Raw genomic sequence first — 25956 nt, 5'->3', positions numbered from 1 at the left:
CGCTCACCGACACCCGCCGACACCCAAGGAATCCATGAAGAACGCTGTGAACGACGGGGGCGGGGCAGGGGTCTGGTCGGCGACCGGATTCCGCCCCGGGACCAAGGCCGGGGCCGGCGCGGGCCCCGGCGCCGCGAGCCCGTCCGGTACGCCGGGCGGAGCCGACGGTGAGATCTGGTCCGGATGCTGGGTCGCCGAGCGGCTCGGCGTCGAACTCGTCGGCGACGAGGGGCTCGGCGAGCTGCTCGGACTCGCGCTGCGGCGCAACCCCAAGCGGGCCCATCTGCTCGTGTCGCACGTGCTCGGCAAGCACATACCCCAGTCGCCCGCCGTCGTGCACGGGTACGGATTCGCGCTCGGGCTCCGCGTGCGCGACCTGCTCGGCGAGGACGAGGCACGCCGGGCCGTCGTCCTCGGGTACGCCGAGACGGCCACCGGGCTCGGACACTCCGTCGCGGACGGCGTGGGCCTAGCGCCCTATCTGCACTCGACGCGGCGCCCGGTCGACGGCGTCGCACGGGCGGGCGGCTTCGAGGAGTCCCACTCGCACGCCACCTCGCACCTGCTGCTCCCGGAGAACCCCGGCCTGCTGGCCGGAGACGGCCCGCTGGTCCTCGTCGACGACGAGTTCTCCACCGGCAACACGGTCCTCAACACCATCCGTGACCTGCACGAACGCTATCCGCGCGACCGGTACGTCATAGTCGCCCTGGTCGACATGCGCTCGGCCGCGGACCTCGGACGCCTGGACGACTTCGCCCGCGAGGTCGGCGCCCGCGTGGACCTCGTGACGGCCGCCTCCGGCACCGTACGGCTCCCCGAGGGGGTCCTGGAGAAGGGGCAGGCGCTGGTCGCGCGGTACGAATCCGAGGCGCAGGCGTCCGCCGCCTCCACCGGCTCCGCTTCCGGTGTCTCCGATTCCGCGGGCCCCGACGGGCAGACCGCCCCGGAGGCCCAGGGGGCGCCCGCCACGCCCGCCCGCCGTGTCGAGCTGGGATGGCCCGCGGGGATACCCGACGGCGGGCGGCACGGCTTCACACCCGAGCACCGCGTACGTCTGGAGGGCGCCCTGCCCGCCATGGCGGCCCGGATCGCCGACGCGCTTCCGTCCGGCGCCGGCCGCGTCCTCGTCCTCGGCTTCGAGGAACTGATGTACGCGCCGCTGAGGCTCGGCGTCGCCCTGGAGAAGCTGACCGAAGCCGAGGTCCGCTACTCCACGACCACCCGCTCCCCGGTGCTCGCCGTCGACGACCCCGGCTACGCGATCCGCACCCGGCTCGTCTTCCCGGCCCACGACAACCCCGCCGACGGCCCCGGCGAGCGCTACGCCTACAACGTCGCGGGCGCCGGCTTCGACGCCGTCGTCGCCGTGGTCGACTCCACCGCCGACACGCCCGAACTGCACGCTCCCGACGGCCTGCTGGCACGCCTCTCCGCGCACACGCCGAGCGTGCTGCTCGCCGTCGTCCCCTCGTACGCACCAGCACGGCCGTCCACCGTGTCGCCCGCCCAGTCGCCCACTGAAAGGCCATTCATGCTGCCCGAGCCCCTCCGTGGCCCCGAGTTCTCCTCGTACGCACCTGACGAGGTCGGCTGGCTGCTGCAGGATCTCTCGGACACGAAGCTGGAGGCACCGACCGAGGAGCGCGAGGAGGCCATCCAGAGCGGCGGCGCCCACTACGCGGAGTCGCTCCCGGTGGAGTACCAGCCGAGCGACGCGTACCAGGAGCTGTTCCACAACGCGCTCGCCGTCTCGGCCACGCGCATCGCCCAGGCCGTCGGCGTCGTCACGGAGACCGTGCTCGCGGAGCGGTCCCCGCGCCCCGTCCTCGTCTCGCTGGCCCGCGCCGGCACGCCGGTCGGCGTCCTGATGCGCCGCTGGGCCCAGCACCGGCACGGCGTCGACCTCTCGCACTACGCCGTCTCCATCGTGCGTGGCCGTGGCATCGACGCCAACGCGCTGCGCTGGCTGGCCGCCCACCACGACCCGGCCGACATCGTCTTCGTGGACGGCTGGACCGGCAAGGGCGCCATCACCCGCGAACTCGCCCAGGCCGTCGAGGAGTTCGAGGCCTCCGACGGCATCACCGGCTTCGACCCGGAGATAGCGGTCCTCGCCGACCCCGGCTCCTGCGTGCGCACGTACGGCACCCGCGAGGACTTCCTCATCCCCTCCGCCTGCCTCAACTCCACGGTCTCCGGCCTCATTTCGCGTACGGTCCTCCGCGCCGACCTGGTCGGCGAGCACGACTACCACGGCGCGAAGTTCTACCGCGAGCTCGCCGCCGCGGACGTCTCCGTCGCCTTCCTGGACGCCGTCTCCGACCGCTTCGACTCGGTCGACGAAGCGGTCGACGCCCAGGTCAAGGAGCTTCTCTCCACCGACCGCAGCCCAACTTGGGAGGGCTGGGCGGCAGTCGAGCGGATCAGCGAGGAGTACGGCATCCACGACGTCAACCTCGTCAAGCCCGGTGTCGGCGAGGCGACCCGCGTACTGCTGCGCCGCGTCCCCTGGAAGATCCTCGCCAGGGCCGGAGCGGGCGCCGACCTCGACCACGTACGCCTGCTCGCCGAGCAGCGGGGCGTACCCGTCGAGGAGGTGGCCGAACTCCCGTACACCTGCGTCGGGTTGATCCACCCCAAGTACACCCGCGGAGCGACCGGCGCCGACGGCAAGGCGGTGACGGTCTGATGACGAACGCCTCCCCGCTGACGAACTCCGGCTCGCTGCCCACCACTTCGCCGAAGGTGCTGGTAGCCAGCGATCTCGACCGCACGCTCATCTACTCCTCGGCCGCACTGGCCCTGACCATGCCCGACGCACGGGCGCCCCGGCTGCTCAGCGTCGAGGTGCACGAGAGCAAGCCGCTGTCCTACATGACCGAGACCGCGGCGGGCCTGCTCGCCGAACTCGGCGACGTGGCCGACTTCGTACCGACCACCACCCGCACCCGCAAGCAGTACCAGCGCATCCAACTCCCCGGCCCCGCCCCGAAGTACGCGATCTGCGCCAACGGCGGCCACCTGCTCGTGGACGGTGTGACGGACCCCGAGTGGCACGCCTCGGTGACCGAACGCCTCGCCCGCGAGTGCGCCCCGCTCGACGAGGTGCGCGAGCACATGGAGGCCACCGCCGACCCGGCCTGGGTACGCAAGCACCGCCTCGCCGAGGACCTCTTCGTCTACCTCGTCGTCGAGCGTGAACTGCTCCCCGAGGACTGGGTGAAGGAACTGGCCGTCTGGGCCGAGAACCGCGGCTGGACGGTCTCCCTCCAGGGCCGCAAGATCTACGCCGTACCGAAGCCGCTCACCAAGAGCGCCGCCATGCGGGAGGTCGCCCGCCGCACGGGAGCGACCCTCACCCTCGCGGCCGGCGACTCCCTCCTGGACGCCGACCTCCTCCTGGCCGCGGACCGAGGCTGGCGCCCGGGCCACGGCGAACTGGCCGACGCCGGGTGGACGGCCCCCGGGATCACGGCCCTCCCGGAACGGGGAGTCGCCGCGGGGGAGCGGATCCTGCGGGAGTTCCTGAGGGAGGCTCGGTAGGGCTGGTAGGTCCGGGAGAGGCAGGCGGGGTGGGGGCCGATGGGCCGGCGGGCTCGGCAGGGCCGCCTGAGGGTGGCCTGAGTGGGGGCCGTGCTGGAGAGCTCAGGCGGCCGCCTTCTCCCGCTCTTCGGTCTCCTCCTTCGCGCGGCGCCGCCCGCCCGGGCCCGGCCTGAACAGCCGTAGGCCCGCGAAGAGCAGCACCGCGAGCACCGCCCCTACCAGCACGACCTTCGAGTACGTCGTCACATAGCCGGTGACCTCCGACCAGTTCTCGCCGAGCAGATAGCCGGCGAGGACGAAGATCGTGTTCCAGATCGCGCTGCCCAGCGTGGTCAGGCAGAGGAAGACGGACAGGCGCATGCGCTCGACGCCCGCGGGCACGGATATCAGGCTGCGGAAGATGGGGATCATCCGGCCGAAGAACACGGCCTTGGTGCCGTGGCGGGAGAACCACGCCTCGGTCTTCTCGATGTCCGAGACCTTGACCAGCGGCAGCCGGGCCGCGATCGCCACCGTACGGTCGCGGCCGAGCAGCGCCCCCACGCCGTAGAGCGCGAGCGCGCCTATGACGGAGCCGGCCGTCGTCCACAGCAGCGCCGCGAACAGGTTCATCTGCCCAGTGCTCGCCGCGAACCCCGCGAGCGGCAGGATGACCTCGCTCGGCAGGGGCGGAAAGAGGTTCTCCAGGGCGATGGCGATACCCGCGCCTGGCGCCCCGAGCGTGTCCATGAGGCTGTTGACCCACTGCGGGGCACTGCTGTCCGACGCGGCGGCTGCGATGGCTGTCATGCCCCCACGCTAGAAAACCGAAGCTGAAGAGAGCCTGAGGACGACCGCGGGGAACCTGGTTCCGGGCGGGTCAGCCGCAGCAGCCCCCGCCGCAGCAACCGCCGCCGCCCCCGCCACCCGCGCTCGGGCCAGGCGCGGGCGCCGAGGCCGAGCCGCCGACCGCGACCGTCGACAGCAGCTTCACCGTGTCGTCGTGGCCGGCCGGGCAGGCCGCGGGCGCGGACGACTCGGCCATCGGGCGGCTCTTCTCGAAGGTGTCTCCGCAGGTCCGGCAGCGGTACTCGTAGCGAGGCATGGGCACAGGTTAGCGGGTGCTCGGCCCGTCTCCCACGGGTCCGGCTCCGGCCCCCGGGAGAGCGGGGTCGCTCTTGGCCCCGGGCAGGGCCCTGGCCCCGACCCCCGCCCGCAGTCGCTGCTCGCGGGCGGCCTGCTCGGGGTGGCGGGAGCGCCAGTACGGGTTGTCGTGTGGCAGGGCCGAGCCGACGCGTCCGTACATGCCGAAGAACATCAGCATCACGCCGACCACAAAGCTGAACAGCACGTTCTGGATACGGAAGGCGAGGAAGTTGAAGCCGGTGTCGAGGAGGGCGAGGTTCACGAAGCCGCTGAGGATGAAGAGGACTCCGAGGATCATGTTGAGCGTCGAGGCGACGTTGCCGCCGATCACCATGCCGACGAAGAGCAGCAGCCCGACGCAGATCGACAGCACGCTCAGCGCGCCGTTGGTGTTCAGCCCCGCGACCGTGTCCCCGCCGGTGTCGAAGAAGCCGACCTTGTCGATCAGCCCCAGGATGCCGAAGGCGAGAAGCACAAGACCCATGAGCCCCGCGCCGACCCGGTAGAACTTGCTGAGCCGGTGATCGACCGGCAGATGCTCATCAAGCCTGATCCGCCGCCTCGGCGCCGTACGAAGCACGTGCGTGGCCATATCCGCCTCCTCGGGTGCGAGCGGAGGCCGTACGTACGTTCAGCATCCGCCCGGGGCGGCCAGACCGCAAACACTTGGGCAGCGACCTTCACCGTCAGGGGCGCGGGGAACCGCGCACCCAGCCCCCACGGACCCGCACGTGATTCACCGGCCCCCAGCAGCCCGCACGTGTTTCACCGGCCCCACGGACCCGCACGTAATCCCCAGGCCCCCAGCGGAGCGCTCACGCTCCGCCCCCACGTTCCTCCCGTATCTGCGAAACCACCCGGCCCACGGTCCCCCGCACACCCTCCAGCTCGGTCAGGAAGTGCCAGTAGTCCGGATGCCGCCCCTCCAACGTCCCGATCGCCCGCTCCAGCCGAGCCACCGAGTCGTCGAGGGGCCGGGCGTGCTGGGGGTCGGGCGTATTGCGCCCGGACATGGCCAGCCGCTGAGCGTCCCGGATCGCGAACCGCGTGCGGTCGATCTCCCGCTGCGGGTCCTTCGACACCTCGTTCAGCCGCCGCAACCGGTCCCCGGCCGCGGACACGGCCTCGTCGGTCGTGTTCAGCAGCGCCCGGACCGTGGACAGCAGCGAGGTGGCGTCCGCCCACCGCTGCTCGTCCCGCGCGGTCCGCGCCTCCGCGAGCTTCCGCTCGGCCTGCCGGACGGTCTCCGCGGACTGGTCGGGCACATGCTGCAGGTCCTGCCAGCAGGAGGCCGAGAACCGCCGCCGCAGCTCGCTCAGCACGGGCTCCACCTGCCCGGACCGCGTGGTGAGCGCCTGCGCGCGGGTCCGCAGCGAGACGAGACGGCGGTCGATCTCGGCGGCCCGCTCCGGCAGCCGCTCGGCCTCCGCGCGCACCGCCTCGGCGTCCCGCGCGACCCGGTCGGCGCGCTCCAGCGTCTCCGGCACGCCGTGCTGCCCCGCACCCTGGTTCAGCTTGGTCAGCTCCGGGGCGAGGGCGGCCAGCCGGGCGGCGAGATCGTCGGCCTTGAGCTCCGTTCCCCGTACGGCGTCGAGGGCGTTCGACGCGGCGAGCAGGGACTGGCGGGCGCGCTCCACGGCCGGGGCGAGGCGGGCCAGCTGCGTCTCGGCCTTGCCGAGGAGCGGGCCGAGCCCCTGCTCGAAACGGTCCAGCTCCTGCTTGACCCGGGCCAGCTCGTCCTTGGCCTTGGTCAGCTCGGTGCGCGCGTGGGCGGCGACGGAGGCCTCGAGGTCGTCGCGGTCGAGGTCATGGGCGTCGACCGCACCGATGTACGTACGACTGGCCTCGTCGATGCGGCGGCCCAGCGCGTCGAAGTCGGAGACCGCGCGGCGGGCGGCGGGGGAGTCGTCGACGGCCGTGATCGTCTCGATCGAGATCCGCAGATCGCGCTGCGCGGTGTCGAGCTCGTAGAACGCGGCCGCCGCGGCGTCCTTCGCGGCCTGCGCCTCGGCCCGCTGGCTCTCCGAGCGCCCGCCGAACCAACGCCGGGTGCCGCCGCCGGCGAACGCGGCGGGCAGCGAGAGCGCGACCGCGAGCAGCGGAAGCGGAAGAAGCACCAGGGCCAGCAGGTCGCGGCCAGCACCGCGCGCCCCCGTGGACCCGAACCCGGCACGGGGGCGAGGAACTTGCTGTGCGCATGGCACAAACGGTGTGTACGGCTGCGAAGGTGTCGCCGTCACTTCCCTCTCCCGTGCTGTCATCCGTCCTGGCCCGGTGTCATTCTCCCACCAGGTAGGGACGAACACACGGGCCGGTTAGTTCGCCGTACGGACCGTGACTTTCCCGTCCTTCGTGTGGGCGGACACCACATGAGAGCTGCGCTCGTCACGGGGCACCGACACATCCACTCCGCCGTCGTCGGTGCCGGTGGTGACACGGTACGTGGCGTCCGGCAGCGCGATGGTGACGGAACCGTCGTCGCTGCGCCCCGAGACCTCGTCCGGTACGGCGGTGAGGTCGAGCTGAACCGACCCGTCCTTGGTGTCCACGTCCACGTGCTTGGAGTCGATGCCGCTCGCCCTGACCGAGCCGTCGTCGGTACGCAGAGTGAGCGCCCCGGCCACGTCCTCGACCCGTACGGAACCGTCCTTCGTGCGGATGTTCAGCGAGTCCTTGAAGCCGTCGGCCTTCACGCTGCCGTCGTCGCCCCTCACGACGACCGCCACGTCACGCGGCACCTCGATGCGGTGCTTCGCCGAGCAGTCGGCGACCACACCCGAGCAGTGCATACGGAGCTTGAGCGTGTCGTCCTTCATCGCCCAGGTCACTTTGGGGTCCCCACCGATCGCGACCCGCCCCTCGAACCAGCGCGTCACCTGAACCTTGTCGACATCCGCGGCGACCAGCTCGAGCGCCGAGTCATCGGAATCAACGGTCAGCGTCCGCCCACTGAACGCGAAGGACCGCTTCTCCGGGTCCTTGTCGTCCCCGGCACTGGCCCCACACCCGGTGGCGAACACACCGACGACCACGGCCCCCACACCGACGGCGACCAGAGACCGCCGCGGCCCACGGCCCACGCCCCGCCCGCCGCCCACAGACCCAACACCCCTGCTCGAAAACGGCTTGCTCGAAGGACGCTCAAAACCACTCATGACGGGACTCCCCCAGATTCGAATGCCCTCGGCCCCACGATGTGACCCGGACATACTTCGACCGTACGGAGCCGGGGCTCACCGGGGGATCCGGGCCACTCCCGGGTTGGGGGTGGGGTAAACCCCCGCATGGGGGCTGGGAAAGGGTGCCGGCTCAGGGACTCCGGGACTGGAGTCTGCCCCGGCACGGACCGGCTTCTGCCCCGGTAACGGGTTTGCGGGGCACCGCCCCGGGCAATGTAGGCTGTCGACTCGTCCCGGGCGCGTAGCTCAGTGGTAGAGCGCCGCCCTTACAAGGCGGATGTCGGCGGTTCGAAACCGTCCGCGCCCACCAGTCCCAGGACATGAACGAGGCCCAGGTCAGCCGGTGTGAATCCGGATGCCTGGGCTTTGATCATTCTCGGCAGTCTTTCGGTGCCGTGCCGCTTACGTGCCTTCCCTACTTCATCAAGTCCCGGCTGCGCTCCGCCCCATGGTCACTGGACAGCGACCTCGCTCACCAGCACATTCGCACCGTTATGAGGATGAGTGCCGATGTCACACCCTGTGAATCTGGGGCGCGGCCGAAGCGAAGGGGGCGGGCTGGTTTGTTGGCTCCAACCCTGGTACATCCTTTTGTCATGGCCATGAGGGCGATTGAACTGCACAGCATAAATCGTTGGGAGGCGTCCTTCCTCCGCGAGGAGGTGGGCGGCTACTTCACCCACGGCATCGAGTGCAGGCCGGGCGCGACGGTACTCGACGTGGGTGCCAACATCGGTGTGTTCTCGGCCGCCGTCTATGAGCGGCTGGACGGGGACGTGCGGATCTACGCCTTCGAGCCGATGCCGCCACTCCACGCGACACTCGAACGAAATGCTCGCGAGTTCTTCAACGGACGTCTGACCGCGCTCCCTTACGGCCTGGCGTCCCATGACGACGAGCTCGATTTCAGCTACATTCCGGCCGCCACGATCTTCTCGTCCTCCTCGCGGGATCAGGGGAACATCGAGGATGAGCGGCGCCGGGTCACCGCCAGCGTTGTCGAAGGGATCCGCCAGGGCGGCCTGGGACCGGTCCTGCGCCGCGTACCCGCCCGCGTCCTCACTCCTCTCATCGGCCGCAAGCTGCGGGTGCTGCGGCACCTTGAGACGCACCGGGTGAAGGTCAGGCCCCTGTCATCGGTGCTCGACGAGCAGGGCATCGACCACATCGACCTGCTCAAGGTCGATGTGGAAGGCGCCGAACTCGAGGTACTCAGAGGCATCGAGGAACGGCATTGGCCGCTGGTCCGCCAGGCCGTCGTCGAGGTGGAGGGCTGGCAGCAGAACCGCGACACAGTCTGCGAGGTCCTCCTCACACACGGCTTCAAAGTCAGCACCGAGCAGAACTCGGTGCAGCGGGCCGGCGACATCGGCATGGTGTTCGCGGTCAGGCCCTGACCACGCGCCCAGGAAGCAGTCCCAGGGCATGAACGAGGCCCAGGTCGACCGGTGTGAAGCCGGGCCTGGGCCTTGATCTTTGTCGGCGACCTCTCGGCCACGGCCGTTGCCGAGGTGCTGATCACCGCCGCGGCCGTCGGACTACTGCTGGGGCGGGTATTGCCCCGGAGGCTGGGTGCCGTACGGAGGCGTCGAGCCTGGCGGTGGCCCGTACTGCGGGGGTTGCTGACTCTGCTGCTGGGGCGGGTAGGGCGGCTGTTGGGGCGGGTAGCCGTACTGCTGCTGTGGAAGGAGCGGCGGCGGTGCGTAGAGCGTGGTGACCTTCTTCCGGCCCATGGCGGCCGCGATGGGCCATCCCGTGATCGCCCAGAGTCCGCAGGTTAAGAGCGAGAGGATGACGTGTAGGACGTGGTTCGCGCCCTCTTTCTGGACATGCTGTTGGTACACATTGCCCCCCTTGGCGTGGTTGACCAGGGTGGCACGGGATGCGCCGCTTTCAGGTGGGAATGGCCAGGGTTACTCCCTTCCTGGTGCATGCGGAAACCCTGCGGTGGACGGATGAGGCGGAAGCCTCGGGGTGATGTGCCCACCTGGGTGGTGCCGGTGTGGGAGTGCGATGCGATGCGGAGCAGTGGGCGACGCAGTGGTGCGTCGTGCCGTCGAGTCTGAGGAAGCCCAACAGGCTCGTGTGACGCGGGCGTTGACCCTGGCCCCGTGTGTCAGCACAATGAGCGCGCGCTCTTGAGAGCGCTCTCAAAGTGGGTGCTCCCCGTGCGTTCGCCCGTGGTTCTGCCCGCGCATTCGGTCCGTACGTTCCCAGGGAGAGTCATGGTCGGCAGGCAAGGTCCGGTGGTTGGTCGGCGTTCGGTCATTGGTGTTGGGCTCGGTGTTGGGGCCGTGGTGTTCGGTGGGGGTGGGGCCGGGGTGGCGTATGCCGCCGGGGGTGGTGGCGGGTCCGCTCAGCGGCGTGGGCTCGGGTTTTTGGGTGCTGCCATGGATGGCTATCCGGAGCATGGGAGTGTTCGGCTGGCGCAGAGTTACAGCGATCAGGCGGGGCTCTTCAGTACGGCGTTCACGTATGACAACGCTTTGGCGGTTCTGGCGCAGTTGGCGGGGCGCACCGCCGGTGGGCTGGGTAGAGCGGTGGTGCTCGGGGACGCGTTGCTCTACGCCCAGGAGCATGACCCGGTGTACGACGACGGCAGGTTGCGGCAGGCCTACAACGTCGGGCCGTACACCTTCTTCGACGGGTCGCTGCAGCCGGACGGGTTCGTGCGGGCCGACGGAACTGCCAACGTGGGTACGCAGTTCGGGTTCACGGGGACGGCCGTGGGTGACATGGCCTGGGCGGGGATCGCGTTGAGTGCCCTCGCTCGGCGGACCGGGGCCCGTCGTTTTCTTGAGGGTGCTGTGCGGATCGGTGCGTGGATCGAGCGGGTCGGGCGTACCGACGAGCCCCTCGGGGGCTACAAGTTCGGGGTCAACGGGGCCGACGAGAAGTTGCCCTTCACCTCCACCGAGCACAACACCGATCTGGTCTGTCTGTTCGGTCGGCTCGCCCTGCTCACCGGTGACCGGGTCTGGCGGGAGCGGCGTGCGCGGGCCGAGGCCTTCGTCAAGAAGATGTGGGAGCCGGCCGGGGGTTTCTTCTACACCGGTACCAATGACGGGGTGACTGTCAACAAGTCCCCGATCCCCGAGGACACCCAGACCTGGACCCATCTCGCTCTCCGGTCTCACACATACTCGCGGTCGCTGGACTGGGCGGCGGCCGAGTTGGCCGTGGTCGACCACGCCGGGAGGCGGAACAGTACGGTGCCGACCGGGCAGACGTACGAAGGCGTCACCTTCAGCTCCGCCAGCCTGGTGGCGAACGAGGACGCCCCGATCGCCGAGTTCCAGCCCAAGCCCGACCGCAACGGGGTGTGGTTCGAGGGGACCGCTCATCTCGCGCTCGCTCTGCGGGACCGGGGCAGGGCCGGTGATGAGACGCGTGCCCGTGGGCTGGTCGCCAGTATCGAGCGGGCCCAGGATCTGCTCGGGGCCGGGCAGACCGTGGGCGGTCGTGCGCTTCCCGAACGTTCCGGTGTCGTCTCGGCCAGCAGCCCGCTCGACACCGGGTTCGGCTTCGGCTACTACCCGTACCGGCATGTGGGGGCCACCGCGTGGTACCTGCTGGCGGCCACTCGCACCAATCCCCTGCGGGCCTGAGCGGCAGGGGCGGGCGCGTGTCTTAGGGGGTGGAGCGGTCCTCTGCTTCCGCCTCACGTACGTGCGTCTGCGTCTCCCGTACGTGCTTGAGTGACATCCGCGCGTCCACCTTCTCCGCCGCCGCTACCTCCGCCCAGAAACGGTGGCATGTCACGAAGACCGTCAGTTCACGTTCGCGCTCTCGGAGTTTCTCCACCTCAGCCTGTTCGTCGGCCGTCCAGCCGGGGGAGGCGGGGCGCTCCACCTTGCGCCAGCCGTGGTCGTCGCTGAAGCCGTCCAGGGGCTCGACCGACCAGGGGAGCCGCTTCAGGAGGGCCAGAAGCTCGGCCCGGACCTGATGCAGCTCCTCCTGGCCGGCCAGGAGGTCACTCGGGAAGTCGTAGGTCGTAGCCACGCGACAATGCTACGCCTGTTCGATTTTGGGATGCGAGTTCCTTGGGGGACTTCACACGAATGTGTCGCGACGGCGGCCCGCTCCACGGCCGCGGCGCACTGTCGGGCCCCGGTATCCCCGTCGGACCCCTGGCGTTGTCCGACCCCCGTCCTAGGGTGGCCGGCATGGACAGCGCAGAGACATCGCAGGTGAGACTGCACGCGTGGGCGGACGGCGACTTCTGGCTTCTCCAGAGGGCCAACAGCCCCGAGATGACGGAGCACTTGGGCGGTCCGGAGACCGAGGAGAAGCTCATCGACCGGCACCGGCGTTACGTCGGTCTGGGGCCCGGGTGCATGTACCGGGTCACGTCGGCCGACACCGGCGACACCGTGGGCTCGATCGGCTTCTGGGAGCGGGAGTGGCGGGGCGAGAAGGTGTGGGAGACCGGGTGGGGGGTCCTGCCCGAGTTCCAGGGGCACGGGTTCGCCGCGGCGGCTGCCCGCGCGGTCGTCGAGGAGGCGAGGGCGGCCGGAGAGCACCAGTACCTTCACGCGTTTCCGAGCGTGGATCACCTCGCTTCGAACGCGGTCTGCCGCCGCGCCGGATTCGAACTGCTCGGTACGGCCGAGTTCGAGTACCCGAAGGGTCACTGGATCACGTCGAACGACTGGCGGGTGGACCTCGGCGAAGGCTGACGGAGGGCTCGGAGCCGGGGGCCGATGACCATGGCCGTTTCCTCCGTGAGCCGTGGAGGCGTCGGCGTTCCTGGGCGCGATGTCAGTGCCGCGCGCGAGACTGGAGGTATGTGCCGCAGCATCAAGACTCTCCGACCGCCCGTCCTGCCCGAAGAGGCCACGGAGGAGGACATCCGCGCCGCCGCGCTCCAGTACGTCCGCAAGGTCTCCGGCTTCCGCGCCCCGGCCGCGCACAACCGCGAGGTCTTCGACCGCGCGGTCGACGCGATCGCCGAGGCGACGGCCGAGCTGCTGGACGGCCTGGAGATACGAGGGCGGACGGCCGTCGGCCCCCATGCCGACAGTTCCCATGCCGGCAGCCGCCAGGCCGGCTGACCGGCGCCCGCGTACGCCCCAGGCCACCCAGGCCCAGGTCACGTACGCCTCAGGCGCCCCGGCCCGCCTCGGGTACCTGCACCTGAACCTGCACCGGTACCGACACGGCTGCGGGCACAGGTACGGGTACGGGCAAAGGTGCCGGTGACGGTCGTCGCATCAGGAACGCCGCCCCCGCCCCCGCCCCGAACAGCGCCACCAGCGAGACGCCGGTGGCGAGCCAGGTCGCGCCCAGCCACTGGCCGCCGAAGTAGCCGAGGGCGACGCTGTACGCGGCCCAGGCGAGCCCCGCGAGGATCGACCACGGCAGGAATTCGCGGACGCGGCGGTGCGCGGCGCCCGCGCCGAGCGAGACGACCGAGCGGCCGGCGGGCGCGAAGCGGGCCAGGACGACCAGGGCGCCCCCGCCGCGTGCGAGCGCCGCGCCGAGACGTTCCTGCGCACCCCTCAGGCGGCGGGAGCGGGCGATGGCGCGGTCCAGGCGCTCCCCGCCGCGCCAGGCCAGCCGGTACGCCACCAGGTCGCCGAGGACCGAGGCGGTCGCGGCGCAGAGGGTCAGCGCGAGGAGGTCCGGCACGTGCGCGGTCGGGATGTCCGGCACGTGCACGGCCGCCGCGCCGGTACCGGCCGCGGCTGCCGTCGCCGCCGTGATGACGAGGACGCCGCTCGGCAGTACTGGAAGAAAGACGTCGAACAGGACCGACACAGCCACCACGGCATAGATCCATTGGCTGTAGATCCAAGGGCTGCCGGACAGCGACCCCACACTCTCAAGCACCCGAACTCCCCTGTGTCTCCCCCGTAGGCCCGAACCGTGCCGTGATGCCGCGATGTCGCGGGGGAGCGGCAGGAGCGGCCTGTGACAGCCATACAGCGTACGCCTCGGGTACGACAGGAGATCCACAGGGGGCACGTGTGTTCGCCACATCATGTTCACCCGGCTGCCGCTTCCCGGCGGGCGGGCCGACGCCGCGTCCCGTACCAACGGAAAGGGGCGACCAACGGTGTGAGGAGCGGAACCGGCGATGGCGTCAGGAACAGCGGCAGTACGAACAGGTCGAACAGGTCGAACGAGTTGGACGAGTCGGCCGGGAAGAACGGGAGCGGTCGGTCTCGTCGCCATGGCGCTGGCGTTGGCGTCGGCCGCGCTCGTGACCGGCGCGGGCGGTGCCCACGGCGCGACCGCCGGCGGCGGCACGGTCGAGCCGGGTGGCGGTACCGGCGGCAAGCACGGCTACTCGATGCGGACGGACGCCCGGTTCGCCCCGCCCGGCGCCTTCGTCCCGTCGGCGGCCGTCACGTACGACACGAGGCTCGTGCCCGCCGGCTCGTGGATCGAGGTGGGCCAGCGCAGTGCCGAGCGCGGTGCCACGACGGTGAAGCTGCGGGTGACCGGGCTGAAGGCCGGTCACGAGTACGGCGCGCATGTGCACCGGAAGCCGTGCGGCGCCGATCCGGCCGCCGCGGGTGGGCACTACCAGCACCGGCCGTCCACGGACCCCGCCGACGTGAACCCCGACAACGAGGTGTGGCTCGACTTCACGGCCGACTCGCGTGGGGCGGGTGCGGCGAGTGCGCGGCACAACTGGAACTTCCGGTTCGGTGAGGCCGCGTCCGTTGTGCTGCACAGTGCGCCGGGGAGTTCGGGGGCGCGGCTGGCGTGCTTCAGCGTGCCCTTCGGGTGGGCGGCGTGAGCGCTCCGCTGGGGCCGGTGTGTTGTCTGCGGGTGCGTTGTGGCTGGTCGCGCAGTTCCCCGCGTCCCTGAGGGGCGTGGGCCCTCACCTGAGGACGGCGTCCGCCCCCGATTGGGCAGAGGCGGGCGCCGGTCTCTTGTCGGGTGCGGTCAGGCCGCGATCGGCTCCGAGGAGCGCTTCGCGGTGGACGAGGACGAGCGGCCCTTGAACAGCCGGTCCAGGCCGAACGCTCCCGAGCCGGTGAAGACCAGCAGGAGCATCGACCAGGAGTACATGGCCGCGCCCTCGCCGTTGTTCCTGATCGGCCAGAGGTGCTCGGGCTGGTGGACCTTGAAGTACGCGTAGGCCATCGCGCCCGACGCGATGAACGCCGCGACGCGGGTGCCGAGGCCGAGCAGGACGAGAGCGCCGCCGACGAGCTCGATGACGGCCGCGTACCAGTTGGGCCAGGCGCCGGTCTCGACGGTGGAGCCCTTGCCGTCCAGGCCGCCGAGTACGCCGAGGAGCGAGACGGCGCCGTGGCAGGCGAAGAGCAGGCCGATGACTATGCGGAACAGGCCGATGGCGTACGGCTGGGCGCTGTTGAGGCGTCCGGTCATTGTGGGGGAACTCCTTCGGTCTGAATCAGGTCCCGGAAAGGGGCCGGAGTGGGGGACGGAACCGAGTGAGTGCTCCACGTTAGGTCGACCTAATCAATGCTTGCAAGTTCAACTTTTGGCCATGCTTGTGCGTGTGCTGTGGGTTCCGTTTCCGCCTCGCGGCCTTGTCCCGCTTGGTCTGCGGCCGTCCGCAGAACGGCCCGCGCCACCGCGTCGGCGTCCGACAGCGTGACCGAGTCCACACCGGGCCTGGCCCCGGCCGCGGTCACCCAGTGCACACCCTCCGTGGGCACTCCGATCGCGAACCGCCTTGCGTGCGCGCGCCCCTGACGGTCGATCAGACGGTAGGGGCGCTGTGTTACGTCCAGCCCTCCGGTTTCGTAACCGTCCACCGTGTGCGGGCGGCACTGGCCCGTCTTCAGGAGCCGGGCGAGGAGTTCGTCGGCCGTCCGCCGGAGGTCCGGTTCCGGCAGCCGTGCCTCGACGAGCGTCGTCGCCGTCACGGTCGAGCCGGGCACGTCCGGGGAGTGCGCCACCCAGGCCCCGCCCTCGGCCCGCACCTCCAGGCGCGGGCCCAGCACCTCCAGGACGCCCGCCTCGATCAGCGCGGTCATCTCCTCGATACGGCGCCGGGGCGGACCGATCGACAGGAACGCGTTGAGCGGGGTGTACCAGCGGTCCAGGTGCTCCCGGCGCGAGGCTCCCCCGAGCCCGCCGTGGTCGACGATCTGCCGCAACTCGTTGCGCAGGTCGCGCAGTACGTCGAGAGCCGCCTTGAGGGGGCCGTCGACGTTGCCGAGCGCGGCCTGTGCGGCGTCCTCGCGGAGGTGGTCCAGCAGCCACTCCCGGAAGTCGCCGGTACCGGTGAAGACCCGGCCGCCGTACGGCCGTGAAATCCGGTCCCAGGACCAGCGGTCGGCCTCCGCGACCCCGAACTCGCCCAGGATCAGGGCCTCTTGGGGGTCACGGTGGGGGGCGGCTAGGAAGCGCTCACGGAAGCCGCGTATCAGAGTGGGGACAGAGGCGGCGTCCTTCTCGAGGGCCTCCTGCCCCAACAGGCCCTCGTAATAGACGGTTTCGACCTCCTTCGCCACCAGCGGCCATATCTCCGTGAGGAAGTCCGGCGCGTCGCCCGAGTCCGCGCGTTTGCGGAAGCGGGAGATGACGTCCGGGGTGAGGACGAGCGGCACGTGACGCCCGTACGGGCCCTTCGCGTTGTCGCCTCGGGCCTGGTACGGGATACCGCGGCGGGAACCGGCCCGCAGGTGCGGCTCCCGGCCCGAGGGGAGGTAGTGCAGGCCGGCCGGGGTGCGCCGGAAACGGCCGCCGCGGGCCGTCGTCAACAGCGCCATGTGGTCGAAGAAGTTGAGGCCCAGACCGCGCAGCAGGACGGTCTCGCCTGGGGCGACGCAGGAGAGGTCGAGGTCCGCCGGGTTGGCGGGCGGGACATGGCGCAGGCCGTGGCGGTCGGCGTACGCGGTCAGGCGCTGCTGTGCCCGGTCGGCCACGGCCGGCAGATGGCCCTGGGCCAGGACCACGGCGGACAGGTCCGGGAGGGTGCGGCCGTTGTCGAGTACGAGGATCTGGTGGCCGTCGGCCGTCTCGTCGAGGCGGGTCGCGCGCGCCCGGTGCGTCAGGACCCGGAGCGCGGGCGGTGCCCCGCGGACCACCTCGCCGAAGACCCACTCCAGGTACCGCCCGTACTGGGCGCGCGTCGGATAGTCGTCCGGGCCCAGCTCGCCGTCGGCCCAGGTGTGCAGGCTCGGGCCGGGGCGTATCGGGCCCGAGCAGTCCACGCTGTCGTCGGTGAAGAGGGTGACCTGCGAGGCGACGGTGTTCATCAGCAGCTCGGCCGGCTGGGCGGTGCGCCAGACCCGGCCGGGGCCCGGCGGCGACGGGTCGACGACATGGACCGTCAGACGCGTGCCGGGCGCGAGGAGCTCGGGCGCGGAGGCACAGAGGCGTTCCAGGACGCTGGTGCCGCGGGGGCCAGCGCCGACGAGCGCGACGGACACGGCCCGACCTCTCCCGGAGTTCGCGGTCTCCGCCGGTTCCGTGGTCCGTGCCGGGTCCGTCGGCTCCGCGGTCGCTGCAGACAAAAGTGTGACTCCCGGACAGGTGGGCGCTGGGGCGCTGGGCAGAGCACACCGTCCGCCGGAAGCGGACGGTCCGCATCATCATGCCGTCGCGCGCCGCGGGAGCCGAGCCCTGGAACGGATCAACCGGGCCGGTTGTGGGATGCGTCACGAGCACCACGGGCACCAAGCGTGTGCATCACGGGCAACGCGACAGCACTTGGGCAACGTGGGCAACGTGCGCAAGAAACGTATGCAATCGGGGAATTGCGGGACGGGGCCGATGGCCGATGGACGGTCGCCGTGAGCCTCCCCGCCACGGTCGCGTGAAGAGCGCTTGCGCGTGGGGGAGTTGTGACTCTCCGTGTCCGTGTGTCAGCTGAGTTCGGATTCGACGATCGTCCGCAGCTGGGCCGCGCCGCCCCGTTCCTGCCGCGCCTGGTCGAGCCGCAGGCGGGCCGAACGGCCGCGCAGGGTCAGTGTCATGAGCTGGTTGCCGAACCAGGGGCCGCCGGTTTTCCGCCAGTCGACCGGCGGACGCTCAAGTCTGCCGTGCCGGGCGAACCGCCTGCCGATCGCGCGGCCGACCCCGCTCCAGCCGAAACGGAAGCCGAGTCTTATCGAGAGCGGGATGGAGTTGTGCACGGGGGAGCAGGTCAGCTGGAGCACCCGGGCGTCGGGTCTGGGCAGGCCCTCCCGCCAGACGGGCTCGGCGATGTACGCGTGGTGCACGTCCCCGGAGAGCACGCACACCGTCGCCGGTGCCTGCGGTCCCGAGCCGGCCTCGGCGATCAGCTCCGCGAGCGAGTCGAACGACGACGGGAACGCCGCCCAGTGCTCCAGGTCCGCCGCCCGCCGCAGGTTCTCCCCGAACCGGGCCCAGCGCTCGCCCCGTTCACCCCGGCACAGCGCGGCGTTCCAGCCCTCCGCGTCGTGCACGAGGTTGGGGAGCAGCCAGGGCAGGGAGGTCCCGATGAGGAGATGGTCGTACGAACCCGGCTCCTCCAGCACCTGCTCGCGCAGCCATGCCTCCTGGGCCGGGTCGAGCATCGAGCGGTTCTTCTCGTCGAGGACGCGGGCCGCGCGGGAGTCGACCATCAGGAGCCGGGTGCGGCCGAAGTCGCGGCGGTAGCTCCAGCGGACCGAGGCCGGGTCGTTGTCGGCCCGGGCGGCGAAGGTGCGCAGGGCGTCCGTGCCGTCGGGGGTGGCGCGGACCGCCTCGTACAGGGGGTCCTCGGCGAGGCGCTCGGGCGGGAGGTTGCCGAGGTGCTGGTGGACCCAGTACGACATCAGGCCGCTCAGGATCCGCTCGCTCCACCAGGGCGTGGCCCGCATGTCGGCGACCCAGGCCTCGCTGGTGTTCCAGTCGTCGATGACGTCGTGGTCGTCGAAGATCATGCAGCTGGGCACGGTGGAGAGCAGCCAGCGGATCTCGGGGTCGAGCCACGATTCGTAGTAGAGGTGCGTGTACTCCTCGTAGTCAGCGACCTCGGCGCCCGGCGGTTCGTTCAGCCCGCGGCGGGCCTCCAGCCAGCGGCGGGTGGCCTCCGAGACCTCGTCCGCGTACACCTGATCGCCCAGCAGCAGCAGGACGTCCGGGCGTTCGCCGTCCGGGTTCGCGGCGATGCGGGCGGCGAGGGTGTCCAGGGCGTCCGGGCCCCCGGGGTCCTTCTCGTCGGCGGCCGGTGTGGCCCAGCGGCAGGAGCCGAAGGCGACCCGTACGGTCTCGTGGTCGTCCACCGGGGTGTGGATGACCGAGGGCGGGAAGCGGGAGTCGGGGAGGGGCCAGACCTGTACCCCGTCGAGCAGTACCTCGTACGAGGACGTCGTGCCCGGGGTCAGTCCGGTGACCGGGATCAGGGCGTAGTGGTGGCCCGCGATCTGGAAGGTGCGGGACTCACCGCCCGCGCCGTCCGGGCAGCGCACCTCGGCGGTGCACGGGCGGCTCGCCTCGACCCAGATGGTCGCGGACGAGCCGTCGACGTACCTCAGCAGTGGACCCAGGCGCAGTCCCGCCACGCGATCACTCTCCTCCGTCGCCCCGTACGGTACGGAACGACGGAGGTGAGCGGGGAGGTTCCGTGCATGGTGCAGTTGATCAGGCGCCGATCGGCCGTACATCAGCTGTCCGTCGGTTGTCCGTCAGCTGGTGATCTGCTGCCTTTTGCCGCCGGTCGGCCGTGGATCGGCTGTGGATCGGTTGGTGATCAGCAGCCGCTGAGGACCGAGCTGAGCTTGCTCTTCTCCGCCGAGTCGACGGAGAGGTCGTAGTAGTACTTCACCTGGACCCAGGCGCGTACGTAGGTGCAGGCGTAGGCGGTGCGGGACGGCATCCACTCGGCCGGGTCCTGGTCGCTCTTCGACTGGTTCACGTTGTCCGTGACCGCGATGAGCTGCGGGCGGGTGAGGTCGTTGGCGAAGGCCTGGCGCGTGGATGCGGACCAGCTGTCGGCGCCGGAGTCCCAGGCCTCGGCCAGCGGGACGAGGTGGTCGATGTCGAGGTCGGAGGCGGCGGTCCAGGTCGCGCCGTCGTAGACGGAGTACCAGCTGCCGCTGGTGGCCGCGCAGGCGGAGCTGGTGACGACGTTCGTGCCGTCGCGCTTCAGGACCGTCTCACGCGTGTTGCACGTGCCGCTGATGGTGATCCAGTGGTTGAAGAGATCGCGGTCGTAGCCGGTGCGGTCCTCGGTCGCCACGGTGAGTGAGGCGAGGTAGGTGCGGGCGGTGGCGGCGCTGACCGGGGTGGGCAGCGCGGCGGAGGCGGTCGGGCCGTTGAAAAGCCCGACCATGGCTATCAATCCGGCGAAGGCGGCCACTAGACTCAGCCGTCGACGCGCGTAGATCTTCGGCATGCGAACTCCCTTGGGGTGGGGGGAAGTTGACCTGCGAGCGACTGAATGCTCGCGGTGGCCGGTTTCCGGGAGATGTGCGTCAGGTGAGAAGTTAATGACGTGGGCATGACACAACAAGGGGCGGGGCGGGACTTTCGGGTTTCGGCCGGCCCTCTTGTCGTGGGTTCGTGTGGAATGGGGTCCCTGGGGTGGTAGCGGGATCGGGTCTTTGTTTTGTACCGTGGAGAAACAAAGTGGCTCCCGTCCGCACTCCCTGACCGGCGGGCGGGGCCGCCTTGTCCCCCCGGGGGTCACGGAATGGCCCCGCCCGGGACCCTCTTCCACGCTTTGGAGCATGCCGATGACGGCGTCAACCGTGCTGACCGCTCGTGCCCTGCTGCTGGACATGGACGGCACCCTCGTCAACTCGGACGCCGTCGTCGAGCGCGTGTGGCGCCGCTGGGCCGACCGGCACGGGCTCGACGGGGACGAGGTCATGAAGGTCGTCCACGGGCGGCAGGGGTACGCGTCGATGGCCGTGCTGCTGCCCAGCCGGCCGATGGAGCAGAACTACGCCGACAACGCGCGGATGCTCGCCGAGGAGACGGCGGACATGGACGGGGTCGTCGCGATTCCGGGGGCCGCGGAGTTTCTTGCCTCGTTGCGGGGGGTGGTGGCCCATGCGCTCGTCACGTCCGCGGATGTCGCGCTGTCCACCGCGCGGATGGGGGCGGCGGGGCTTTCGTTGCCGGAGGTTCGGGTCACGGCCGAGTCCGTGGGGGCGAGCAAGCCGGATCCTGAGGGGTTCTTGAAGGGGGCGGCGGAGTTGGGGGTCGCGCCTGAGGAGTGTGTGGTGTTCGAGGACTCGGGGGCGGGGATCTCGGCGGGGCGCTCCGCGGGGATGCGGGTGGTCGGGGTTGGGCCCCGGGCCGGGTTTCATCGGGCGGATGTTGTGGTGCGGGATCTTCGGCAGGTGGCTGTTGAGGCGGTGGGGGGTGGGGTGGTGCGGCTGCGGGTTGGGTGATCCGGGGGTTGGTTTGTGGGCTGTGGGTTGTTGGGTGCGGGTGGGTGGGGGCTGGGTGCGCAGTTCCCCGCGCCCCTAAAAGCCCTGGGTTCGGCTGATTGAAGGGGCGGGGGCGGTCGCTGTTGAAAGCCCGGGGGTCGGTTTGTGGGCTGTGGGTTGGTAGGTGCGGGTGGGTCGGGGTTGGGTGCGCAGTTCCCCGCGCCCCTGAAAGCCCTGGGTTCGGCTGATTGCCCAGCCCCTCTGAGGTCCAGGGGCCGCCCCGGCCTACGGTTCCGTCGTTTCTGATTCCAGGCGTGTGCGGGTTGGGTTGTCGTAGGTGCCTGTGTCTTCGTTTTCTATGTTTCGGGTTAGTTGGTAGCTGCGGACGGCGTTTTCGGTTTTGTTGTCGTAGTCGCCGTCGGGGGTGCCGGTGAAGAGGGCGACCTGCTGGAGGCGTTGCTGGAGTTCGGTTACCTCGGGGCCCTCGTCGCCGCGGCGGAGTGTCACGGGCTCGGCCTTCTCCGGTGGGGTGGAGGGCTGGGTGGTCGTGGGGGTGGGGGCGCCCGTCGACGGGGCTCGGGTCGTCGCGGTCGGGCGGGGCGGGGTCGGTGACGCCGTCGACCTCGTCGGTGACGGTGTCACGCTCGCGCTGCTCGACTCGGTCGGTGAGGCCGACGGCGACTGGCTGGGCGACTCGGAGGCCGACGGTGACGGCTCGTCCAGGGTCGTGTCCGGCACGCTCGCCCGTATGTCGTCCGGGGCCGCGCTCTCCCGCGACGGCGTGTCGTACGAGAACAGCCCGCTCGCGAACCCGGCCGCCGCGACCACCGCCGCCGTGGCACCGGCGCCGACGAGTGCGAAGCGGCGGCGCCGGCCGGTGTTCTCCGACGTCGGTTCCGCGGCGGGGTCCAGCTGGTGGGCCTCCTCGAAGAGGCTCGTGTCGGGGGCCGAGGGGCCGGGGAGCGCCGTCGCGCGGGGCAGCTGGGCCGTGGCGCCCGTGTCGGCAGGGTCCGGTTCGTACGACCCATGCGCCGCGCTCGTGGGCGGCGGCTCGGGCGGCGCGCCGTGTGCGTACCCGTACTCGTGCTCGTACCCCTGCGCGTGCCCCTCGTCGGTGCCGTCGGTCGCGGGAACGGCGTCGGTCGGCGTCGCCTCCGGTGTCGCCGGGTCCAGGTCCACGTACGGGCGGATGCGCAGCGGGTCGAAGGCCTCTGCCGCCGCGGTCTCCGCGGAGCGGGTCTCCAGGAGGGCGTCGGCCGCGCGGCGGGCGCAGTCGCACGTGGGGGAGCCCTCAGACCCCCAGGGCGCCCCGCATTCCGGGCATATGTGACCGTTCCGGTCGTTCACGTGTGGGTTCCTCCCCGTACGAACTCCAGCGATTATGCAGACCCCCTCCACACAATCTCCCGGTTACCCCCGGAATCCCGGACTCCGTAGCGCATTCAACAGGCCATAACCGGTCACACCGACCAGGATGGAAGAGGAAACGGGACTCTCGTGGCCGGGAGGTCTTCATGGCCGAGGATGCGCACGGTGCGAACGACACGAACGGCACGAACACACCGAAGGCGGCCCGTCCCATCCGGGACCATTCGCGCGGTGCCACCGCCGGTCAGGAGCACCCGAAGGGCGGCGTCCTCGTCTCGATCGGGGCCCTGCTGCTCGGACTGCTCCTCGCGGCCCTCGACCAGACGATCGTGTCGACCGCGCTGCCGACCATCGTCAGCGACCTGGGCGGCCTCGACCACCTGTCGTGGGTCGTCACCGCGTATCTGCTCGCCTCCACGGCCGCCACCCCGCTCTGGGGCAAGCTCGGTGACCAGTACGGACGCAAGAAGCTGTTCCAGACCGCCATCGTGATCTTCCTGATCGGCTCCGCGCTGTGCGGGATGGCGCAGAACATGCCCCAGCTGATCGCCTTCCGCGCCCTCCAGGGCCTCGGCGGCGGCGGGCTCATCGTGCTGTCGATGGCGATCGTCGGCGACATCGTCTCGCCCCGCGAACGGGGCAAGTACCAGGGCCTGTTCGGCGCGGTCTTCGGCGCGAGCAGCGTGCTCGGCCCGCTGCTCGGCGGGCTGTTCACCCAGCACCTGAGCTGGCGCTGGGTCTTCTACATCAACCTCCCCATCGGGATCGTCGCGCTCGCCGTCATCGCGACCGTCCTGCGGATCCCGGTCCGCGCCCAGAAGCACACGATCGACTACCTCGGTACGTTCCTGATCGCGTCCGTCGCCACCTGCCTGGTCCTCGTCGCCTCGCTCGGCGGCAGCACCTGGGGCTGGGGCTCGCCGCAGATCATCGGCCTCGCCGTGCTGGGTGCCGTACTCGCCGTGGCGTTCGTGGCCGTGGAGAGGCGGGCCGCCGAACCCGTGCTGCCTCTGAAACTCTTCCGGATCCGCACCTTCACCCTCGCCGCCGTGATCAGCTTCATCGTCGGCTTCGCGATGTTCGGCGCGATGACGTACCTGCCGACGTTCCTCCAGGTCGTCCACGGCATCTCGCCCACCATGTCGGGTGTGCACATGCTGCCGATGGTGGCCGGACTGCTCGTCTCCTCGACCGTCTCCGGGCAGATCGTCAGCCGTACGGGCCGCTGGAAGGTGTTCCCCATCGCCGGTACGGGCGTCACCGCGCTCGGTCTGCTGCTCCTGCACCAGCTCGACGAGAACAGCTCCGCGGCCGAAATGAGCTCCTGCCTCCTCGTGTTCGGCCTGGGGCTCGGCCTGGTCATGCAGGTCCTCGTGCTGATCGTGCAGAACTCCGTCTCGTACGGGGATCTCGGCGTCGCCACCTCCGGCGCGACCTTCTTCCGGTCCATCGGCGCCTCGTTCGGCGTCGCGATCTTCGGCACGGTCTTCGCGAGCCGGCTGGGCAGCGAACTGACCTCCGCGCTCCGGGGGCAGAACCTCCCGCCGAGCCTCAGCGTGGACGCGCTCAAGGCCGACCCGAAGATCATCGCCGACCTCCCGGCCACACTCCGGCCGCCCGTCATCGAGGCGTACTCCACATCCATCACGGACGTCTTCCTGTACGCGGCCCCGGTCGCCCTCGCCGGCTTCGCGCTCGCCTGGTTCCTGCGCGAGGACAGGCTGCGGGCCTCGGTGACGGCACCCGACGCGACCCAGACGCTGGCCAGCAACCCCGTGGAGCGCTCCTCGTACGACGAGGTGTGCCGCGCGCTGTCCGTGCTCGGCACCCGCGAGGGGCGGCGCGAGATCTACAAGAAGATCACCGCCCGCGCCGGGTACGACCTGCTGCCCGCCACGAGCTGGCTCCTGCTGCGGATCAGGCGCTACGGCTGGGCCGAGCCCGCCGTCCTCGCCGAGCGCAGCGCGGTGCCCCTGCACGTCGTCATCGCGGCCGCCCGTCAGGTCGAGGAGCGGCAGCTGGCCGTACGGGAGGGCCTCGACCTCGTACTGACCGCCGAGGGGAGCGAGGCCGCCGAGAAGCTGGCCAAGGCCCGTGAGGAGTCCCTCGCCGAGCTCCTGGGCGACTGGTGGGGCCCCGACCGCCCCACCGACCTGGTCCGGCTCGTGGAGGAGCTCAACGCCGAGATGTGCGGCTCCAACCAGGAACGCCCCCACAACGGAACCGTCCCGAAGCCGGCCGGCCGGGTGTGGCTCACGAAGTGAACCGAGCCCCTCAGGCGGTGAGTTGCTTGGCGAACCAGTGCTCGGCGTACACGTCGTCGTTGTACGCCTCGGTCTCCGCGTAGCCGTGCCGGGCGTACAGCGCCCGCGCCTCCACCAGGTCGCCCCGGGTGTCGAGGATCAGCCGCCCGGCCCCGAGCGCCCGGGCCGCCTCCTCGGCCGCCCCGAGAAGAACGGCACCGCCGCCCCTGCCCCGCAGCTCCCCGCGTACGAAGACACGCTTGAGCTCGCCCGTCGTCGCGTCCCGGAGCCGTACGCCCGCCATGCCCGCGGCCTCGCCGTCGTGCCGCGCGATGACCAACACCCCACCCGGCGGGGCGAATTCGGCCCCGCTCTCGGCGGCGATCTCGCGTTCCAGCTCGGCGGGGTCGGTGTCGTGCCCGCGGTGCAGCCGGTACCAGCGGTCGCTGACCTCCGTGTAGTACGCCCGCCAGAGGGCGACCGCGGCCGGTGAGTCGAAGGGCTCGGGGGCGACGGTCCAGGGCCCCGGGACACCGGGCGTACGTGTCTTCATGGCAGGCATTGTCACGAGGACCCGTACGCCGTCCGCAAGCGAATTACCGCCGGCTCAGCCGGTGGCCCGCTTCAGGGCCCGCAGGTGGATGTGGGTGACCTCGGGGGAGTCGACGACCGAGACCTTCTCCCACTCGATCTGGTCCGTGCCCAGGTCGTCGAAGAGCCGGGTGCCGGCGCAGGCGAGGACCGGGACGACGTGGAGGAGGAGTTCGTCGAGGAGGCCGGCGCGGATGAACTGCTGGATCAGGTTCGCGCCGCCCGCCAGGGAGACCCCCTTGTCGCCCGCCGCCTCACGGGCCAGGGCGAGCGCGTGCTCGGGGCCCTCGGTGACGAAGTGGAAGCTCGTGCCGCCCTCCTTCACCACGGTCTCGCGGGGGTGGTGGGTGACGACGTACACCGGCATGTGGAACGGCGGCTCGTCGCCCCAGGGCACCTCGCCGCTGATGAACATGCCGTGGCCCATGACCACCGCGCCCGACCGGGCGACCCACTCGGCCACCACGTCGTTGTCCCGGCCCTCCGTCCCGCCCTTCTGCCCGAGCATCTCGCGGAACGTACGCAGTCCGTACACCCAGCGGTGGATGCGTTCGCCGCCGATGCCGAGCGGGTGCTCGGCGCCCGCGTCGGGGCCGGTGATGAATCCGTCGAGCGACATGCCGATCCGTGCGACGACCTTGCTCATGA

24 protein-coding genes and 1 tRNA gene are annotated in these 25956 nt (G+C 70.9%); 10 read left to right on the top strand and 15 right to left on the bottom strand.

Annotated features, from left to right (window positions below; translation table 11 throughout):
• Positions 1–34: 34 nt before the first annotated feature.
• Together ACN20J_RS16505 and ACN20J_RS16500 are read left to right on the top strand one after the other, a co-directional pair.
• Complete coding sequence (locus ACN20J_RS16505) at positions 35–2692, top strand: phosphoribosyltransferase (RefSeq protein ID WP_419666200.1); 2658 nt, start codon at positions 35–37, stop codon at positions 2690–2692.
• The gene (locus ACN20J_RS16500) at positions 2692–3546 is read left to right on the top strand and encodes an HAD family hydrolase (RefSeq protein WP_190228059.1); all 855 of its coding nucleotides are present in this window, start codon (positions 2692–2694) and stop codon (positions 3544–3546) included. The genes ACN20J_RS16505 and ACN20J_RS16500 overlap by 1 nt, the downstream gene beginning before the upstream one ends.
• 102 nt (positions 3547–3648) lie before the next feature.
• Here ACN20J_RS16500 and ACN20J_RS16495 read toward each other — a convergent pair whose 3' ends face one another.
• From ACN20J_RS16495 to ACN20J_RS16475, 5 genes are all read right to left on the bottom strand, one after another.
• Positions 3649–4335, bottom strand: a complete 687-nt coding sequence (locus tag ACN20J_RS16495) for a DedA family protein (RefSeq protein WP_189838074.1) — start codon at positions 4333–4335, stop codon at positions 3649–3651.
• 70 nt (positions 4336–4405) lie between these two features.
• Positions 4406–4630, bottom strand: coding sequence for an FmdB family zinc ribbon protein (locus ACN20J_RS16490; RefSeq protein ID WP_189838075.1), 225 nt, complete (start codon positions 4628–4630; stop codon positions 4406–4408).
• Between the two features lie 9 nt (positions 4631–4639).
• On the bottom strand, positions 4640–5263 hold the full coding sequence (locus tag ACN20J_RS16485; RefSeq protein WP_361994350.1) for a DUF4383 domain-containing protein: 624 nt from the start codon (positions 5261–5263) through the stop codon (positions 4640–4642).
• Positions 5264–5486: 223 nt separating this feature from the next.
• Positions 5487–6911, bottom strand: coding sequence for a hypothetical protein (locus ACN20J_RS16480; protein ID WP_361994353.1), 1425 nt, complete (start codon positions 6909–6911; stop codon positions 5487–5489).
• A gap of 75 nt (positions 6912–6986) precedes the next feature.
• The gene (locus ACN20J_RS16475; RefSeq protein ID WP_419666199.1) at positions 6987–7751 is read right to left on the bottom strand and encodes a DUF4097 family beta strand repeat-containing protein; all 765 of its coding nucleotides are present in this window, start codon (positions 7749–7751) and stop codon (positions 6987–6989) included.
• A gap of 334 nt (positions 7752–8085) precedes the next feature.
• On the opposite strand from ACN20J_RS16475, the gene ACN20J_RS16470 reads away from it, so the two are divergent.
• Both ACN20J_RS16470 and ACN20J_RS16465 read left to right on the top strand, forming a co-directional pair.
• Positions 8086–8160: transfer RNA gene (locus ACN20J_RS16470), tRNA-Val, on the top strand.
• Positions 8161–8350: 190 nt separating this feature from the next.
• A complete protein-coding gene (locus tag ACN20J_RS16465) occupies positions 8351–9247 on the top strand; it encodes an FkbM family methyltransferase (protein ID WP_214665945.1) in 897 nt (298 codons plus the stop codon).
• A gap of 141 nt (positions 9248–9388) precedes the next feature.
• Here the strand turns inward: ACN20J_RS16465 and ACN20J_RS16460 are convergent, their stop codons facing one another.
• Positions 9389–9694 carry a hypothetical protein gene (locus ACN20J_RS16460; protein ID WP_189838093.1) on the bottom strand — a complete coding sequence of 102 codons (306 nt, stop codon included), beginning with the start codon at positions 9692–9694 and terminating at the stop codon, positions 9389–9391.
• A gap of 381 nt (positions 9695–10075) precedes the next feature.
• On the opposite strand from ACN20J_RS16460, the gene ACN20J_RS16455 reads away from it, so the two are divergent.
• Positions 10076–11458, top strand: coding sequence for a Tat pathway signal sequence domain protein (locus tag ACN20J_RS16455; protein WP_419666198.1), 1383 nt, complete (start codon positions 10076–10078; stop codon positions 11456–11458).
• Positions 11459–11480: 22 nt separating this feature from the next.
• On the opposite strand, the gene ACN20J_RS16450 is transcribed toward ACN20J_RS16455, so the two are convergent.
• Positions 11481–11852 (bottom strand): hypothetical protein, encoded by a 372-nt coding sequence (locus ACN20J_RS16450; protein ID WP_189838095.1) that lies wholly within the window; start codon positions 11850–11852, stop codon positions 11481–11483.
• Positions 11853–12016: 164 nt separating this feature from the next.
• On the opposite strand from ACN20J_RS16450, the gene ACN20J_RS16445 reads away from it, so the two are divergent.
• Together ACN20J_RS16445 and ACN20J_RS16440 are read left to right on the top strand one after the other, a co-directional pair.
• Entirely contained in the window at positions 12017–12529 is a 513-nt protein-coding gene (locus ACN20J_RS16445) for a GNAT family N-acetyltransferase (RefSeq protein ID WP_361895626.1), read from the top strand.
• A 108-nt stretch (positions 12530–12637) separates the two neighbouring features.
• Positions 12638–12904, top strand: coding sequence for a DUF2277 domain-containing protein (locus ACN20J_RS16440; protein WP_419666197.1), 267 nt, complete (start codon positions 12638–12640; stop codon positions 12902–12904).
• Positions 12905–12953: 49 nt separating this feature from the next.
• Here ACN20J_RS16440 and ACN20J_RS16435 read toward each other — a convergent pair whose 3' ends face one another.
• Positions 12954–13682 (bottom strand): DedA family protein, encoded by a 729-nt coding sequence (locus ACN20J_RS16435; RefSeq protein ID WP_419666196.1) that lies wholly within the window; start codon positions 13680–13682, stop codon positions 12954–12956.
• 343 nt (positions 13683–14025) lie between these two features.
• Here ACN20J_RS16435 and ACN20J_RS16430 point away from each other — a divergent pair, with 343 nt between their 5' ends.
• Positions 14026–14598 (top strand): superoxide dismutase family protein, encoded by a 573-nt coding sequence (locus ACN20J_RS16430; protein WP_419666195.1) that lies wholly within the window; start codon positions 14026–14028, stop codon positions 14596–14598.
• Between the two features lie 149 nt (positions 14599–14747).
• On the opposite strand, the gene ACN20J_RS16425 is transcribed toward ACN20J_RS16430, so the two are convergent.
• From ACN20J_RS16425 to ACN20J_RS16410, 4 genes are all read right to left on the bottom strand, one after another.
• Positions 14748–15197: a DoxX family protein gene (locus ACN20J_RS16425; RefSeq protein WP_189838100.1), complete on the bottom strand. Its 450-nt coding sequence runs from the start codon at positions 15195–15197 to the stop codon at positions 14748–14750.
• Between the two features lie 89 nt (positions 15198–15286).
• Entirely contained in the window at positions 15287–17212 is a 1926-nt protein-coding gene (locus ACN20J_RS16420; RefSeq protein ID WP_419666194.1) for an FAD/NAD(P)-binding protein, read from the bottom strand.
• Between the two features lie 435 nt (positions 17213–17647).
• Entirely contained in the window at positions 17648–19291 is a 1644-nt protein-coding gene (locus ACN20J_RS16415) for an alkaline phosphatase D family protein (protein WP_419666193.1), read from the bottom strand.
• 188 nt (positions 19292–19479) lie between these two features.
• Entirely contained in the window at positions 19480–20124 is a 645-nt protein-coding gene (locus ACN20J_RS16410; protein WP_189838102.1) for an HNH endonuclease family protein, read from the bottom strand.
• A gap of 334 nt (positions 20125–20458) precedes the next feature.
• On the opposite strand from ACN20J_RS16410, the gene ACN20J_RS16405 reads away from it, so the two are divergent.
• On the top strand, positions 20459–21127 hold the full coding sequence (locus ACN20J_RS16405) for an HAD family hydrolase (protein ID WP_189838103.1): 669 nt from the start codon (positions 20459–20461) through the stop codon (positions 21125–21127).
• Between the two features lie 264 nt (positions 21128–21391).
• On the opposite strand, the gene ACN20J_RS16400 is transcribed toward ACN20J_RS16405, so the two are convergent.
• Positions 21392–22453, bottom strand: a complete 1062-nt coding sequence (locus ACN20J_RS16400; protein WP_419666192.1) for a peptidoglycan-binding domain-containing protein — start codon at positions 22451–22453, stop codon at positions 21392–21394.
• A gap of 167 nt (positions 22454–22620) precedes the next feature.
• Here ACN20J_RS16400 and ACN20J_RS16395 point away from each other — a divergent pair, with 167 nt between their 5' ends.
• Entirely contained in the window at positions 22621–24738 is a 2118-nt protein-coding gene (locus ACN20J_RS16395) for a DHA2 family efflux MFS transporter permease subunit (protein ID WP_419666191.1), read from the top strand.
• Positions 24739–24748: 10 nt separating this feature from the next.
• Here the strand turns inward: ACN20J_RS16395 and ACN20J_RS16390 are convergent, their stop codons facing one another.
• Together ACN20J_RS16390 and ACN20J_RS16385 are read right to left on the bottom strand one after the other, a co-directional pair.
• On the bottom strand, positions 24749–25270 hold the full coding sequence (locus ACN20J_RS16390) for a GNAT family N-acetyltransferase (RefSeq protein ID WP_419666190.1): 522 nt from the start codon (positions 25268–25270) through the stop codon (positions 24749–24751).
• Positions 25271–25324: 54 nt separating this feature from the next.
• A complete protein-coding gene (locus ACN20J_RS16385; protein WP_419666189.1) occupies positions 25325–25954 on the bottom strand; it encodes a dihydrofolate reductase family protein in 630 nt (209 codons plus the stop codon).
• Positions 25955–25956 lie beyond the last annotated feature (2 nt).

The sequence above is a fragment of the Streptomyces sp. 2-1 genome, from assembly GCF_048564895.1.
Lineage (GTDB): Bacteria > Actinomycetota > Actinomycetes > Streptomycetales > Streptomycetaceae > Streptomyces > Streptomyces phaeochromogenes.
Note: the sequence above shows the minus strand (reverse complement) of the source record. Positions and strands in the feature narration are given on the sequence as shown.

Coding starts and splice junctions, on each gene's coding strand:
- ACN20J_RS16505 (WP_419666200.1), top strand. CDS start 35: ATGAAGAACGCTGTGAACGACGGGGGCGGGGCAGGGGTCTGGTCGGCG.
- ACN20J_RS16500 (WP_190228059.1), top strand. CDS start 2,692: ATGACGAACGCCTCCCCGCTGACGAACTCCGGCTCGCTGCCCACCACT.
- ACN20J_RS16495 (WP_189838074.1), bottom strand. CDS start 4,335: ATGACAGCCATCGCAGCCGCCGCGTCGGACAGCAGTGCCCCGCAGTGG.
- ACN20J_RS16490 (WP_189838075.1), bottom strand. CDS start 4,630: ATGCCTCGCTACGAGTACCGCTGCCGGACCTGCGGAGACACCTTCGAG.
- ACN20J_RS16485 (WP_361994350.1), bottom strand. CDS start 5,263: ATGGCCACGCACGTGCTTCGTACGGCGCCGAGGCGGCGGATCAGGCTT.
- ACN20J_RS16465 (WP_214665945.1), top strand. CDS start 8,351: ATGAGTGCCGATGTCACACCCTGTGAATCTGGGGCGCGGCCGAAGCGA.
- ACN20J_RS16455 (WP_419666198.1), top strand. CDS start 10,076: ATGGTCGGCAGGCAAGGTCCGGTGGTTGGTCGGCGTTCGGTCATTGGT.
- ACN20J_RS16445 (WP_361895626.1), top strand. CDS start 12,017: ATGGACAGCGCAGAGACATCGCAGGTGAGACTGCACGCGTGGGCGGAC.
- ACN20J_RS16440 (WP_419666197.1), top strand. CDS start 12,638: ATGTGCCGCAGCATCAAGACTCTCCGACCGCCCGTCCTGCCCGAAGAG.
- ACN20J_RS16430 (WP_419666195.1), top strand. CDS start 14,026: ATGGCGCTGGCGTTGGCGTCGGCCGCGCTCGTGACCGGCGCGGGCGGT.
- ACN20J_RS16425 (WP_189838100.1), bottom strand. CDS start 15,197: ATGACCGGACGCCTCAACAGCGCCCAGCCGTACGCCATCGGCCTGTTC.
- ACN20J_RS16410 (WP_189838102.1), bottom strand. CDS start 20,124: ATGCCGAAGATCTACGCGCGTCGACGGCTGAGTCTAGTGGCCGCCTTC.
- ACN20J_RS16405 (WP_189838103.1), top strand. CDS start 20,459: ATGCCGATGACGGCGTCAACCGTGCTGACCGCTCGTGCCCTGCTGCTG.
- ACN20J_RS16395 (WP_419666191.1), top strand. CDS start 22,621: ATGGCCGAGGATGCGCACGGTGCGAACGACACGAACGGCACGAACACA.
- ACN20J_RS16390 (WP_419666190.1), bottom strand. CDS start 25,270: ATGAAGACACGTACGCCCGGTGTCCCGGGGCCCTGGACCGTCGCCCCC.
- ACN20J_RS16385 (WP_419666189.1), bottom strand. CDS start 25,954: ATGAGCAAGGTCGTCGCACGGATCGGCATGTCGCTCGACGGATTCATC.